Raw genomic sequence first — 14287 nt, 5'->3', positions numbered from 1 at the left:
GTGCCTGCGATGCCGGTGGGGTGGGTAAGTTCAACGCGCCGAAGCGCTTTCGGGGATCGCGGGGTGGCCGTCCATCGATACACCGACGGTGAGCGGCATGTTGTCGATCAGCCGGGTGCTGCCGACGCGGGCCGCGACCAGCAGGCGCGCGTTGCTGCTCCAGGGCGTCTCGCCGCCGCCCTCGGCGTCCTGCCCTGCGCCCTGCGCCCGCGCGACCAGCGCCGCGGCATCGGGCAGCACCAGCGGACCCAGATTCGCCGCACGCAATTCCAGATAGTCGACCTCGATGTCCGCGGCGGTGTCGAGCACGGCCCGCGCCGCCGACAACACCGCCTCCGGGCCCAGGCCCGCGGCGTGGCGCCCCGCGGCCAGCGCCGCGGACAGCGTCGTCGCGAGCTCGCGCTGGACCGGATCGAGGTACCGGTTGCGCGAGGACATGGCCAGGCCGTCGGCCTCGCGCACGGTCGCGACCGGGACGATCTTGACCTCGAAGTTCAGGTCCCGCACCAGCTGCCTGATCAGGGTGAGCTGCTGATAGTCCTTCTCGCCGAAGAACGCCTCGTGCGGGCGGGCGATCTGGAGCAGCTTGCTCACGACGGTCAGCACGCCCGCGAAATGCGTTGGGCGACTGGCACCCTCGAGCTCGGCGCCCAGCGGACCCGGCTGCACGCTGGTACGCGGACCGACCGGGTACATCTGCTCGGCGCTGGGCGCGAAGACCAGTTCCACACCCTCATCGCGCAGCAATTCCACGTCCGCGTCGAGGGTGCGCGGGTACGTGCTCAGGTCCTCGTTCGCCCCGAACTGCAGCGGATTGACGAAGATCGAGACGATCACGACCTGATTGGTGCGCCGCGCCTGCCGGACCAGCTCCAGATGGCCCTCGTGCAGCGCGCCCATCGTCGGCACCAGCGCTACCTTGCGGCCAACCGACCGCAGGGCGGTGGACACGGCGGTCACGGTGGCCGGATCGTGCAGGACGGTCAGCTCTCCCGGCCGGTACGCGCCGCGCAGCTTCGGATCGAACATCAGCCGTGCCTTTCTTCCGAACGACCCTGCTCGGTCGAACAGTCATTCTCCAGCAAATCAATGAGGGCGGGGTTGGTCCGCGCCCGCTGGGCCGTACGCAGCGACAGTGCGCGATATCCGGCAGCCAGGCGCGGGTCGGCGGCGGCCAGCGCAGCCAGATGCGCCGACACCGTCTCCGCGTCGCCGCGCGCCACCGGACCGGTCAGTGCGGACTGGCCGCGGCGCAGCGCGTTGTCCAGCGCCGCGGACGCGAGCGGGGCCAGCATCCGCTCGGCCAGGCCGTTGGGCTCGTCGTCGATCGCCTGCTGACCGAGCAGGCCCGGACCGGCCAGCGCGGACCGCAGCGCGGCGACCGCATCGACGATCAGCGTGACCAGGTGATTGCTGCCGTGTGCGAGGGCGGCGTGATACAGCGTGCGGTTTTCCTCGGCCACCCGGACCGGCTCGCCGCCCATCTCGATCACCAGCGACTGTGCGATCGCGTAGCCGATCTCGTCGGCCGCGGTGATGCCGAAACACGCGTTGCCGAGGCGGGCCAGGTCCTCGTCGTGGCCGGTGAAGGTCATCGCCGGATGGATGGCCAGCGGCAGCGCACCCGCGGCGGTGAGCGGCGCCAGCACGGCGATGCCATTCGCACCCGAGGTATGGGCCACGATCGTGCCCGGCCGCACCGCGTTCGCGGCCGCCAGGCCAGCGACCAGCCCCGGCAGTTCGGTATCGGGGACGGCCAGAATCAGCAGCTCACTGCGTTCGGCCACCCGCTCGGGCGGCAGGATCCGCGAATCAGGCAGCCGCGCGGCGGCGCGATGGCGGGACGCATCCGAGATCGCGGAGACGCCGAAGACGATGTGCCCGACCCGTTCCAGCGCCGCGCCCACCGCCGAGCCCACGCGTCCCGCCGAGACGATTCCCACCGTCAGGCGTGCGGGCGCAGGGTCGGCCCCTGCGACAGGCATGTCCGAGGTCACAGCTGCGCCTCGCCGGCGCTCGGCTCCGCTGTGTCCATGGTGCTGTGTCTATGGATCCCCTCGCTGCGCTCGGGCATCGGTGTCCTCTCGAAGTCGTTCCAGTCCCGCGAGTGCGCGGGTACCGGACGTTACGTCCCGAGAATAGGGCCCGGCCCGGGACGCGACCAGAACCGGGCCGGGTGACGTTGCTTACTGGACGTCGGGTCCGCGACTGCCATCCGGCGTGCATGCGGCCGGTATCCGATGGCGTGCGGCGACTCCGGCCGGATCCCGGCCGCAGCCGGGCCGGGGCGGCGGCACCACCGACGCGATCAGCGCGCGCTCTGCTCCGACTTGAGATTGGCCATGATCTCGGCGACGGACAGCTTGCGCCCCGGGTAGTCGTCGTCGGACTCCGCGCGGCGACGGCGGCGTGCGCCCGCGCTGACCGCTGCGGCCGGCTCGGGCGGGGCGTTCGTGGCCGCATTCAGGGTCGTCCCATGGGTATGCGGCCCGGACACCGCCGCATCGACCGTCAGGATCTCCGTGTCGTGCTGCGCGTCGGCGTCGGCCTCCGCGGCGGCCTCGAGATCCTCGCTCGTCACGACCTGCGTCTCGGCGGTGACCGGCTCGTCGAACGGGCTGGCGAAGGCCGGGGGCTCGGAGTGGTCGGGCTCGAAGACCGGGGTCACCGGATAGCGGGCCGCCGGTGAGCTCCAGGCATCCCAGGTGTCCGTTTCCTCCGGGTTATCGTTCGCGGGATTCTCCGGCGCGGCATCCACACTGGGCAGCTCCTGCAACCGAATCGCATCGGCGCGCAGCGCGGGACGGTCGTTGGCCAGATTTCCGTCGAACAACCGCTGCAGGCTCTCGCGTAGCACGGTGAGTTCGGCGCGCAGCGCGGCCATCTCGCCGGCGTCGGCGCCGACCTCCGCGCGGATCCGGGCCTCGGCGGCGAGCTCGAACTCGCGCCGCGCGGACATCTCGCGCTCGAGCTGCAGTTTGTGGACCGCCTGCAGCTCCCGCACCCTCGCCTGGCCGGCCGCGGAATCCCGGCGATATCGGGTGACGGCAACCGCCCCGATGACCGCGGCCCACAGCGCCGCAACCAGGCCGACCCGGACCAATTGCACACTGCTGCTGAATATCAGGAACACGCTGGCAATCAGACCGAGCAGAATCAAACCGCCGATGATCAAATTGCCCGCGTCATCCCGCCGACTGCGGGAGGTACTGCTACGGGCGGGTGACACCATGCCCGCCAGGGTAGCTTGCGCCGTGAGATCTGGCTCGCAGCAGTTTCGGTGATTCGAGCTAACTATTTTGCCACTAGATTGCTGGTTCGTCGGGCGGCTCACTGGGCGCGCGACAGCAATACTCCAGCCACAGTGCCGCCGCCACCAGCAGGGCGCCCGCGATCAGACCCACGATCGCCCCCGGCGTGTCCGAGGCCGCCGCGCGCAGCGTCGAGCGCTGTGGCATCACCCAGATCAGGAACCCGAGCCACACCCCGGCGGCGAGCGAGCCCACCTGCGCCGAGGCCTTGGCCAGCGCCGCGGCCCGCGCGGCGGTGATCGGATGCAGCTGCTTGGGGCCGTCACCGATGCGGCTGTCCCCGACCCGGGCCCGAATCACGAAGGCCAGCACCGCCTCCAGCGCGGCCACCGGATACAGCGAGGCGCCCGCGATCACCGTGATCGGCGGGAAACTCGAATACGCCCAGCGCGTGGCGACCCACGCGACCACCGCGGCGATCAGCACATTCGCGGTCAGGTCCAGGATCTTCGTCGGCTTCATGACATTCATGCCGGTGCCCTCACGATGCCGCCCGTCGCAGCGTCAGCTCGGTCAGCCGAACCCCTTCGCGCTCGGCCGGATCCAGCGCCGCCAGCAGCTCGCGCACCGGGCTCGGGCTCCCCAGCACCTCGAGCACGGCATCCGGCTCGATCTCAGCCCAGGGCAGCAGCACGAAGGCCCGGTTGTGTGCCTGCGGATGCGGCAGCGTCAGCGTCGGGTCGGTGCTGCGGCACACCCGCAGCCCCTCCGGGCGATGCTCGGCGCACCACACCACGTCGACGTCGAGAGTCCTTGCGCCCCAGCGTACCTCGCGAACCCGCCCGGCGGCCTGCTCGAGTTCCTGCCCGCGCCGCAGCCAGTCCCGCGCGTCCGCGGCCGGATCCTCCACCAGCAGTACGGCATTGAGATAGTGCTGCTGGGGCACGCCGCCCCAGGGCGCCGTCGAATACACCGAGGACACGCCGGCCAGCCACGGCGACATCGCATCCACGACGCTGCGCAGATGGGCCAGGCGGTCGCCCAGATTCGATCCGATGGACAACACCGCACGACTCATGCCTCCACCTCGCTGGCGCTCGGCTCCGGCATGCGCCGGGCACACTGGCACATCGATTCGGTCGCAAGCTCCCTCATACCTGCACCTCGCTGGCGCTCGGCTCCGGCATGCGCCGGGCACACCGGCACATCGATTCGGTCGCAAGCTCCCTCATACCTGCACCTCGCGGCTGCGGGTGGCAACCACTCGCACATCGGCGAAAGTGTGCGGAATCGGGGCCGACGGCTTGTGCACGACCACCTCGGCGGCGGCGACCTTCGGATCGGTCATCACCTCGTCGGCGATCTCGGACACCACCGTCTCGATGAGGTTGCGGGGCGGGCCCTGCACGATCGCGACCGCGCGCTCGGCCAGCTCGCCGTAGTGCACGGTGTGCGAAAGATCGTCGGTCGCAGCCGCCTCGGTGAAATCCAGCCAGAGCGTGATGTCCACGACGAACTCCTGGCCGTCGCGGCGCTCGAAATCGAAGCAGCCGTGATACCCGTAGGCCCGCAACCCGCGTAGCTCGATGCGGTGTTGACGGCCCGGCGCCGCACTCGGCGGCCGCATCGCGCCGGATCCGGAAAGGGACTGCTCCGCAACGGAATCGGTCGTCAACTCTGGTCTCCTAACGCGGGCGATTCGGCCACGTCGGTCGGGGTGTCACCTGGTTCGGTTGTGCCGGAACTGTTTTCGTGCTCGCCGGCGCTCTGATACTTCCGGTCCAGCGCCCGCGCGGCGCGACGGCAGGCGTCCACCACCGCGATCGCGTCCAGCGACGAGCGCACATCGTGCACGCGCACCCCCCAGGCGCCGTGCTCGGCGGCCAGCGCCGAGATCGTCGCGGTCGCGACCTCCCGGCCGTCCGGCGGCCGGGGCACGGGGCCGTCCGAACCCGGTTGCGCCAGCAGCGATCCGAGGAAACGCTTGCGGGACGCGCCGATCAGGACCGGGAAGCCCCCCTCGGTCAGCTCGATCAGCCCGGAGAACAACGCACCCAGCAGCTCCCAGTTGTGCCTGGCGTTCTTGGCGAAGCCCAGGCCCGGATCCAGGATCAGCCGGTCGGGTGTGACACCGCCCGCCATCGCCAGATCCACCTGAGCGCCGAGCTCCCGCCACACCTCGGTGGCCACGTCCTCGTAGTGTTCGGCCGCGCCCAGGTGGCGGTAGTCCGCCTCGGCCCGCCAGTGCATGAGAATCCACGGAATCTCCGCCGCGGCAACGACCTTCACCATGTTCGGATCCGAGCGGCCACCGGAAACGTCGTTCACCATCGACACGCCCGCATCGATCGCCGCCTCGGCGACGCTCGCACGCATGGTGTCCACGCTCGTCGGGACTCCGGCCGCGGCCAGCGCGCGAATCACCGGGACGACACGCGCCGCCTCGATCTCCGGATCGATCCGGATCGCACCCGGACGGGTGGACTCCCCGCCCACATCGATAATGTCCGCACCCAGCTCGAATAGTTCGAGCCCGTGGGCGACTGCCAGGCCGGGATCCAGATAACGGCCGCCGTCGGAGAACGAATCGCTGGTGACGTTGACCACGCCCATCACCACGCAGGAACGCCCGTCGCGCGGGCGCACGAACCCGGCGCCCGGACCGGACGCCTGGCCGCCTGCGGACATCTGCGAGCGGTTCACTTGCGCAGTATCAGATCCAAGGCCTCCGCACGCGAGGAGGCACTGGTCTGCAACAGGCCGCGCACCGCCGAGGTCGTGGTGCTGGCGCCGGGTTTGCGGATGCCGCGCATCGCCATGCACAGATGCTCGGCCTCGACCACCACGATCGCGCCACGCGGATCCAGCTTGCGCATCACCGCGTCCGCGACCTGGCTGGTCAGCCGCTCCTGCACCTGGGGCCGCTTGGCGTACAGGTCGACCAGGCGCGCCAGCTTCGACAGGCCGGTCACGCGCCCGTGCGGGCCGGGGATGTAGCCGACGTGCGCTACACCGTGGAACGACACCAGATGATGCTCGCAGGTGGAGTACAGCGGGATGTCGCGCACCAGGACCAGTTCCTGATGGCCCTCCTCGAAGGTGGTGTCCAGCACCCGGTCCGGCTCGGTGTACAGCCCGGCGAACATCTCCCGGTAGGCGCGCGCGACGCGGGAGGGGGTATCGATCAGGCCCGGGCGGTCCGGATCCTCGCCGACCGCCAGCAGCAATTCGCGCACGGCCGCTTCGGCGCGCATCTGATCGAAGCGGCGCCCGGTTTCGAGCGCGACCAGACCGGCGGATGCTCCATCGGGACCCGCTCCGTTGTTGTTGGCCGACACTCGAGAACACCTCCACACATTTGGATCACTCGCGCCCGACGGGCGCGAACGGGGCGCGGATAGATCCCTGCGCCCCGATCGTCGAGCCTAATCACCGCCGGTTAGTGGCGGCCGTTCGGTCCGTCCCACTCGTTACCGTCGCTCTCGGTGGGCGTGCCGAGCTGGCTCCCGCCCTCGGCGTCGTTCGGCTGCTGATGTCCCGATCGGCCGTAGCGCTGGCCACCCGCGGGCGCCCAGCCGCCGTGGTTCTGCGGGCCGCCGTAGCCGGGCTGCTGCGGCTGTTGCGGCTGCTGCTGGGATTCCTCCTGCGGCGGCCAGCCCGGGGCCGACCAACCGGCCGGGGCGCCGTAATCGGGCCGGGAACCATGCGTGCCGCCCTGCTGCGGGTACGCCGGAGCCGCACCGGGCACCGGGTAGCCCGGCTGCGGGGCGCCGTAGCCCGGCTGCGGCTGTGGCTGCCGGTAGGCCTCGGGCGGGTAGCCGTTGGCGACGGGGGCGGCGGCCGGTTCCAGCACCGGTGCGGCCTCCTCCTCCGGCCACGGCTCGCCGCGCTCGGCGGCCAGCTCGCGCGGGGTCTTCACCGGCGGGCGATCCGACGGGACGCGCTCGCCGAAATCATTGAAGGCGGTGATGCGCGGGCGCTTGTCGACGGTGGTGAGCACCTGCTCGAGATCCTTGCGGTGCAGGGTCTCGCGCTCGAGCAGCGCGGTGGCCAGGGAGTCCAGCTCGTCGCGGTACTCGTTGAGGATGGCCCACGCCTCGGTGTGCGCGGCCTCGATGAGGTTGCGCACCTCCTCGTCGATCTCGCGCGCGACCTCGTGCGAGTAGTCCGAGGCCATGCCCATCGACCGGCCCAGGAACGGATCGCCCTGCTCCTGGCCGTAGCGCACCGCGCCCAGCCGCGCACTCATGCCGTACTCGGTGACCATCGCGCGGGCGATCTTGGTGGCCTGGTCGATGTCCGACGACGCGCCCGTGGTCGGCTCGTGGAACACCAGCTCCTCGGCGGCGCGGCCGCCCATCGCCATCACCAGGCGGGCGATCATCTCCGAGCGGGTCATCAGGCCCTTGTCGTCCTCGGGCACAGTCATGGCGTGGCCGCCGGTGCGGCCGCGCGCCAGGATCGTCACCTTGTAGACCGGCTCGATGTCGGGCATCGCCCAGGCCGCCAGGGTGTGGCCGCCCTCGTGGTAGGCGGTGATCTTCTTCTCGTGCTCGCTGATGATGCGGCTCTTGCGCCGCGGGCCACCGATAACGCGGTCCACGGACTCCTCCAGCGAGGCGCCGGTGATCACGTTGCCGTGTTCGCGCGCGGTGAGCAGCGCGGCCTCGTTGATGACGTTGGCCAGATCCGCACCCGACATGCCGACGGTGCGCTTGGCCAGGCCGTCCAGATCGGCCTCCGCCGCGATCGGCTTGCCCGCCGAATGCACCCGCAGGATCGCGCGCCGACCGGCCAGGTCGGGATTGCTCACCGGGATCTGCCGGTCGAAGCGGCCCGGGCGCAGCAGCGCCGGATCCAGGATGTCGGGCCGGTTGGTGGCCGCGATGATGATGACGCCGGTGCGGTCGCCGAAGCCGTCCATCTCGACCAGCAGCTGGTTCAGCGTCTGCTCGCGCTCGTCGTGGCCGCCGCCCAGGCCGGCGCCGCGCTGGCGGCCGACCGCGTCGATCTCGTCGACGAAGATGATGCAGGGGCTGTTCTGCTTGGCCTGATCGAACAGGTCGCGCACGCGCGAGGCGCCGACACCGACGAACATCTCGACGAAGTCCGAGCCGGAGATGGTGAAGAAGGGGACGCCCGCCTCGCCGGCGACGGCGCGCGCGAGCAGGGTCTTACCGGTACCGGGCGGGCCGTACAGCAGCACACCCTTCGGGATCTTGGCGCCCAGGGCCTGGTAGCGAGCCGGATTCTGGAGGAAGTCCTTGATCTCGTAGAGCTCCTCGACCGCCTCGTCGGCGCCGGCCACGTCCGCGAACGTCGTCTTGGGCATGTCCTTGGACAGCTGTTTGGCCTTGGACTTGCCGAAGCCCATCATGCCGCCGCGGCCACCGCCCTGCATGCGGGCCATGACGAAGACGAAAAGCCCCAGCAGCAGCACCATCGGCAGCACGAACAGCAGCACCTGGGTGAGCCAGCTGTCCTGCTTGACGGAGGTGTTGTAGGGCGCGCCCGAGCTCTGGACGTCCTTGAGGACCTCCGCGGACACCTCGCTGCCGCCCGGATACTTCGCGATGATCTGGGTCTGGCCGCTGGTGGCGTCGTTGCCCTTGTTCAGCGTGATGCGGAGCTGCTGCTCCTTGTCATCGATCTGAACCTGCTTGATGTTGGACTTGTCGGCAAGCTGGGTGAGCGCCACCGAGGTATCGACGTTCTTCCAGCCGCGCGTGTCGTTGCTGAAATAGCTGACCAGATAGATCACGAGCAGGATGCCCGCGACTATGGCCAGGTTGCGAAACACTGTCTTGCGGTTCATAGAGCGTCGGCCGGCGGGCCAGTCCTTTCCGGTGATTCCGGGGTGTGCCTACGATGCGATCGGGCGCTGCCCACTTCGGTTCCGCACGCCCCGGTCGGAGCGAACGGATGCGGACAAGCCACGTTACCGCGTACGGTCTATCCGTTACATCGCACAGTTCGGCAGCTAATGCAGTTCAGTACCTAAACGGTCGGAGAACGCAGGTGGTTCCCGTCCCAAGCAGTCACAATCATGGCATGCACCACCTATTGTGAGCGACAACACAACACCGCGGCGTGAGCAATGGGCCCTGGAGCGGTAGCTTGCGTAACCACCCAGGGCCTGGCGAAGCACCGCACACCCGACAGAGCGCAGGGGGTATGGACATAGTCGAGCTACGGACACCCACAGCGATACTGCGCCACGGCGGCGGCCGAGTGCAGGTTCTGCGGCCGGGTGCCGACGGCGAGCGTGTGCTCGACGTTCCGGTCTCCGACCTGCTGAAGGTCAGGCTGAACCGGCGAGCCGACGACGCGGTCGTCATCGAGATATATCTTCGTTATCCCAGCCCGGTGCTGACCGGCGTGCCGGCCGACCGCACCCCACTGCCGGTGCTGATCGCCGAACACGACATGCCGACCGCGATCGTCATCGTGGAGCGGATCAACACCCAGATCCTGGCCACCCAGCGCATCGATATGTCGGTGCCCGATCTCACACCCCCGGCGCCCGCATGGGGCAAGTCCGGACCGACCCGCGCCGATGTGGACCGCGCGGTGCGGCGGATGGCGCCCCGGCGCGAGACCCGGGCGGCAATCGGCGCGTTGCACCGCATGATCGGCCCCGAGGAGTTCGCCCTCGAGACCGCGCTGGCGACCGCCCAGCCGCCCGTCGGGCGCGGGCGCGGCCTGCTCGCGGTCACCACCGAGCGATTACTGTTCTTATCGATCGGCCCGGGCGCCCGACAGGCCTTCGAGGTGCCGGTCGCGGCGCTGCTGTCGGCGCGGTCGTCCGGGGAGGAGTCCCCGCAGCCCGAGGGCGACGAGCCCGGCGCCTACGGCATCAGCGTCTTCGACGGCAGCCAGAGCATGGGTTTCACCGGCGCCGACCGCGCCGACACCGACCGTGTCATCGGCGCGCTCAACTTCGCCATCCAGCGCGAGGCGGCCGACGGCGCCGTCGCACCGCCTGATCCGGGCGTGGCCCAGCTGTATTCGGAGTGGGAGCTGCTGGTGGAGCGGCACTCGCTGGGCATGGTCGACGACTCGCAGTTCCAGCGCTACGGCCGCGGCATCCTGCGCTCGCTGCCGGACTAGCTGTATTTCCGGCCTTCGCTCCGGCGTGCACCGGCACGCCGGATCAGCCGGGCCGCAGAGAGATCGCTCGGGATCATTCGGGCTGCAGGGAGATTCGCCGCCACGGCGAGGTCTGACGCTGCCACAGCCGGATCAGTTCCAGCCGCCGGTCCACGCCGCCGGACTTGAGTTCGGCCAGGTCCTCGCAGGCCTGCCAGTAGGTCCAGCCGGTGAGGTAGGCGTCGCCGAACTGCCGCCAGTTGCGGTAGCGCCGCTGCGCCGGGGTCAGCGCCCGCATGATGTAGTCCCAGGACACGTCGGCATCGAGGTATCCGGCGGTGAACGCCATCCGCGCCACCGCGACCACGCGCGCCAGATCCCACGCCTGGATATCCGAGGGCAGCGGCTGCACCAGATGGTCGACCAGGCCCAGCTTGATCGCCTGGGACCAGATGTCGTAATCGCGCACCAGCGCCTCGGGGTTGTCCATCCCCCGAAACGCGCCGACCTGCCGCAGGAAGGCCCGGTGCCGATCGGCCCGCTCCCCGAAGCGGTCGCGTTCGGGCGAGTTGATCGAGGCCATCACCAGCGGATGCACCATCGCGTACAGCGGGCCGTGCATGCCGTCCAGCAACTGTTCCATCGACGCCATCGCCTCGGCGCCGTCGGTGATTCCCCAGGCGCCCGTCAGCGTGTCGATGGCCAGTTCGCGGCGATCCCCGAGCGGATGCTCGCGCTCGGGGCCCAGCAGCAGCGCGTCGTGGAACGCGTCCCAGCGCGCGGAATAGAACGCACCGAGCGAGAGGGCGCGCAGTTCGTCGTCGGAAACCTGCGCACCGGACCAGTGATCGTCCTCGCGGCGGTCCAGCTCCTCGTAGGGAAATGTGGTCAGCGTCGGCAGGTCGCGGGCAGCCATGCCACCGATTGTGTCCCATCGATCTTGGTCGGGTTCGCTATTCCGCGTAGACCGTGTCGGACAGTCGGTCCGGGCACACGGCGCACATGAGACACACAGTTTTCGATTCTGCCGAATTGTTGCTCTGTCGCGACGCCGCACCCAGGACTAATGTCGGCGCCATGTGTAGGAACATCACCGTCCTGCGTGGGCTCGAGCCAGCTGCCACCGAGCAGGAGATCTACGCGGCCGCACAGCAATACGTGCGGAAGGTCGGTGGACTGACGGGCCTGTCCTCGACGACGAAACCGGCGTTCGACAAGGCGGTCGAGGCCGTGGCCGCGGCGACCACCACTCTGCTGGCGGAGCTACCCGACCGCCGGGTTCCCCCATCGAACGAGCCGCCGCTGCGACGCCTGGCGAGCACCGACTGAGCTATCGGTCGTAAAGCTTGACCGATAGTGCCGACTGCCCGGCGCCGGACTGTGCCACGATCGAATCTCGGTGACTTGATTCACAGTCGCATCGCAGCGCAGGTGGGAGAGCAGATCGTGTCCGATAGTGAACCGAGCAAGTCCGCCCCGAGCATGGCCGCACCCCGTCGAGCGGCGCAGACGCCGGAGCCCGGCCCTTCGACCCCTGCGGAACCGCCGGCGCTCGAGATCGCGGTGCACAACCCCGCGACCGGCGAGGTCGTGGGCAGTGTCGGGGTCGATTCGGCGCACACGGTGGCCGACGCGGTCCGAGAACTGCGGCGGCATCAGCCCGCATGGGAGGCCATCGGCGCGCAGGGCCGCAAGGAGTGGCTGCTGAAGCTGCAGGACTGGATCCTGGACAACACCGACCGGCTCGCCGACGTATTGCAGTCCGAGACCAGCAAACCGCGGGCCGACGCCCTCATCGATCCCAGCTATGCCGCGGATCTGCTGGGCTACTACGCCCGCCGCGCCGAGAAATTTCTCGCCGACGACCATCCGTCCCCACACAGTCCGCTGGCTCGGGTCAAGCGCCTGACCACCGTCTACCGGCCCTATCCGGTGGTCGGGGTGATCACGCCGTGGAACTTCCCGCTCGCCATGCCCGCGATGGATGTGATTCCCGCGCTGGCCGCCGGGGCCGCGGTGCTGTTGAAGCCCTCCGAGGTGACACCGCTCTCGGCCGTCGAGCTCGCGCGCGGATGGGCCGAGATCGGCGCGCCACGGGTGTTCACGGTCATCACCGGGGCCGCGGAAACCGGTGCGGCCGTGGTGAACAACGTCGACTTCGTCCAGTTCACCGGCTCCACCGCGACCGGCAGGCGGATCGCGACGGCCTGTGCCGCACGACTCATTCCCTACAGCCTGGAGCTGGGCGGCAAGGATCCGGCCATCGTGCTCGCCGACGCCGATATCGACCGTGCCGCATACGGAATCGCGTTCGGCGGGCTGTTCAACGCCGGTCAGGTGTGCGTCTCGGTGGAGCGGGTCTACGTCGAGGCGCCGGTGTACGAGGAGTTCGTCGGCAAGCTCACCGCGCACGTGCGCGAGCTGCGCCAGGGCCTGGACGGGCGCAGGTTCGAGCACGATCTGGGCGCGCTGGCCAACGCCGCGCAGCAGGCCATTGTCACCCGGCACGTCGAGGAGGCGATCGCCAAGGGCGCCAAGGCATTGACCGGCGGACAGGCGACCGGGGTCGGCACGTTCTTCGAGCCCACCGTGCTGGTCGACGTCGATCACACCATGACGTGCATGACCGAGGAGACCTTCGGGCCCACGCTGCCGGTGATGAAGGTGGCCGACGAGGCCGAAGCCGTCGCGCTGGCGAACGACTCGGAATACGGACTGTCCGCGACGGTGTGGACCGGCGACAAGGCGCGCGGGGAACGCGTTGCGCGGCAATTGAATGCGGGCGCGGTCAATGTCAACGACGTCTTCTCCAATATCTTCAACTTCGCGCTGCCCATGGGCGGCTGGGGGCAGTCGGGCATCGGCACCCGTCTGGGCGGTCCCGAGGGCCTGCGCAAGTACTGCCGCAAGCAGGCGCTCACCGTCCCGATGCTCCCCACCCAGCAGAAGGAGATGTTCTGGTTCCCGTACAGCGCGGCCAAACTCGGCATCGCCCTGACCACGATGCGGGCCGCCGGAGCGCGCGGCATGCGGCGCCTGGGCATCCTGGACGTGATCAATACCGTTGGAGGTAAGGGCAAATGACCGACACCGGCACCATCCGCGGCAAGGTCGTGGTGATCACCGGCGGCGCGCGCGGCATCGGCCTGGCCACCGCCACCGCGCTGCACCGGCTGGGCGCGGTCGTCGCCATCGGGGACGTGGACGAGTCGGCGGTCAAGAATTCCGGCGCCGCAGGCGATTTCGAGCATTACGGTCGCCTCGACGTCACCGATCAGCAGTCCTTCGCGAGTTTCCTGGACGAGGTCGAGCGGCAGCTGGGGCCGATCGACGTGCTGATCAACAATGCGGGAATCATGCCCACCGGCCGGGTGGTCGACGAGCCCGACGCGATCACCCGGCGCATCCTGGACATCAACGTGTACGGCGTCGTGCTGGGCTCCAAGCTGGCGCTGGCCCGGATGCTGCCGCGGCGCAGCGGCCACATCATCAACATCGCCTCGCTCGCCGGCGAGACCCACCTGCCCGGCCTGGCCACCTACAACGCCAGTAAGCACGCCGTACTCGGCTTCACCGACACACTGCGGGAGGAGTACCGCGGCAGCGGCGTCTCGGCGTCCTCGGTGCTGCCGACGCTCACCAACACCGAACTGGGTTCGGGCGTGAACGCACCCAAGTTGCTGCGCGCGGCCGAACCGGAGGAGATCGCGGCCGCGGTGGTCAAGCTGCTCCTCGCGCCCCGGGCGAAGGTGCGCGTGACCACGACGGCCGGGGTGATCTCGCAGGTGGTCGGGATGCTCCCGCAGAGCTGGGGCGATGCCATCGGCCGCGCGCTCGGCTCCCAGCGGGCGTTCCTCGACGATGTCGACGCCGCGGCGCGCAAGGCGTACGAGGACCGGGTGCGCGAATAGCCCGCGCGGCGTCGTCCCGGGCGCGGCCGGCCCGGG

Annotated in this window: 14 protein-coding genes; 4 read left to right on the top strand and 10 right to left on the bottom strand. The window is 69.8% G+C overall.

Translation table 11 applies throughout. The features are described from left to right. Positions 1-30: 30 nt before the first annotated feature. The 9 genes from panC to ftsH all read right to left on the bottom strand — a co-directional run bounded on the left by panC (position 31) and on the right by ftsH (position 9066). Positions 31-1029 carry a pantoate--beta-alanine ligase gene (gene panC / locus KO481_RS03700; RefSeq protein WP_215915456.1) on the bottom strand — a complete coding sequence of 333 codons (999 nt, stop codon included), beginning with the start codon at positions 1027-1029 and terminating at the stop codon, positions 31-33. Then, on the bottom strand, positions 1029-1985 hold the full coding sequence (locus KO481_RS03695; RefSeq protein ID WP_215915930.1) for a Rossmann-like and DUF2520 domain-containing protein: 957 nt from the start codon (positions 1983-1985) through the stop codon (positions 1029-1031). The genes panC and KO481_RS03695 overlap by 1 nt, the downstream gene beginning before the upstream one ends. 323 nt (positions 1986-2308) lie before the next feature. Continuing rightward, complete coding sequence (locus KO481_RS03690) at positions 2309-3232, bottom strand: DUF6779 domain-containing protein (RefSeq protein WP_215915455.1); 924 nt, start codon at positions 3230-3232, stop codon at positions 2309-2311. Positions 3233-3305: 73 nt separating this feature from the next. Next, entirely contained in the window at positions 3306-3773 is a 468-nt protein-coding gene (locus KO481_RS03685) for a DUF3180 domain-containing protein (protein WP_215915929.1), read from the bottom strand. A 19-nt stretch (positions 3774-3792) separates the two neighbouring features. Beyond that, positions 3793-4329: a 2-amino-4-hydroxy-6-hydroxymethyldihydropteridine diphosphokinase gene (gene folK / locus KO481_RS03680; protein ID WP_215915454.1), complete on the bottom strand. Its 537-nt coding sequence runs from the start codon at positions 4327-4329 to the stop codon at positions 3793-3795. Positions 4330-4479: 150 nt separating this feature from the next. After that, positions 4480-4878 (bottom strand): dihydroneopterin aldolase, encoded by a 399-nt coding sequence (gene folB, locus KO481_RS03675; RefSeq protein ID WP_215915928.1) that lies wholly within the window; start codon positions 4876-4878, stop codon positions 4480-4482. 44 nt (positions 4879-4922) lie between these two features. Continuing rightward, positions 4923-5864, bottom strand: coding sequence for a dihydropteroate synthase (gene folP, locus KO481_RS03670; RefSeq protein ID WP_215915927.1), 942 nt, complete (start codon positions 5862-5864; stop codon positions 4923-4925). An 86-nt stretch (positions 5865-5950) separates the two neighbouring features. Further along, positions 5951-6505 carry a GTP cyclohydrolase I FolE gene (folE, locus tag KO481_RS03665; protein WP_245400434.1) on the bottom strand — a complete coding sequence of 185 codons (555 nt, stop codon included), beginning with the start codon at positions 6503-6505 and terminating at the stop codon, positions 5951-5953. Positions 6506-6690: 185 nt separating this feature from the next. Beyond that, positions 6691-9066, bottom strand: coding sequence for an ATP-dependent zinc metalloprotease FtsH (gene ftsH, locus KO481_RS03660; RefSeq protein WP_215915452.1), 2376 nt, complete (start codon positions 9064-9066; stop codon positions 6691-6693). Between the two features lie 359 nt (positions 9067-9425). Between ftsH and KO481_RS03655 the strand changes: the two genes are divergently transcribed. Next, positions 9426-10361, top strand: a complete 936-nt coding sequence (locus tag KO481_RS03655) for a hypothetical protein (protein ID WP_215915451.1) — start codon at positions 9426-9428, stop codon at positions 10359-10361. Positions 10362-10434: 73 nt separating this feature from the next. On the opposite strand, the gene KO481_RS03650 is transcribed toward KO481_RS03655, so the two are convergent. Further along, positions 10435-11256: a DUF1266 domain-containing protein gene (locus KO481_RS03650; RefSeq protein WP_215915450.1), complete on the bottom strand. Its 822-nt coding sequence runs from the start codon at positions 11254-11256 to the stop codon at positions 10435-10437. 161 nt (positions 11257-11417) lie between these two features. Here KO481_RS03650 and KO481_RS03645 point away from each other — a divergent pair, with 161 nt between their 5' ends. From KO481_RS03645 to KO481_RS03635, 3 genes are all read left to right on the top strand, one after another. Beyond that, positions 11418-11669, top strand: a complete 252-nt coding sequence (locus KO481_RS03645) for a DUF2277 domain-containing protein (protein WP_215915449.1) — start codon at positions 11418-11420, stop codon at positions 11667-11669. 153 nt (positions 11670-11822) lie between these two features. Further along, entirely contained in the window at positions 11823-13424 is a 1602-nt protein-coding gene (locus KO481_RS03640) for an aldehyde dehydrogenase family protein (RefSeq protein ID WP_215915926.1), read from the top strand. After that, complete coding sequence (locus KO481_RS03635) at positions 13421-14251, top strand: SDR family oxidoreductase (RefSeq protein WP_215915448.1); 831 nt, start codon at positions 13421-13423, stop codon at positions 14249-14251. Before KO481_RS03640 ends, KO481_RS03635 begins: the two co-directional genes overlap by 4 nt. Positions 14252-14287: the final 36 nt, after the last annotated feature.

This window comes from Nocardia albiluteola (assembly GCF_018860155.1).
GTDB classification, from domain to species: Bacteria; Actinomycetota; Actinomycetes; order Mycobacteriales; family Mycobacteriaceae; genus Nocardia; species Nocardia albiluteola.
This window is presented reverse-complemented; position numbering and strand designations above follow the sequence as displayed.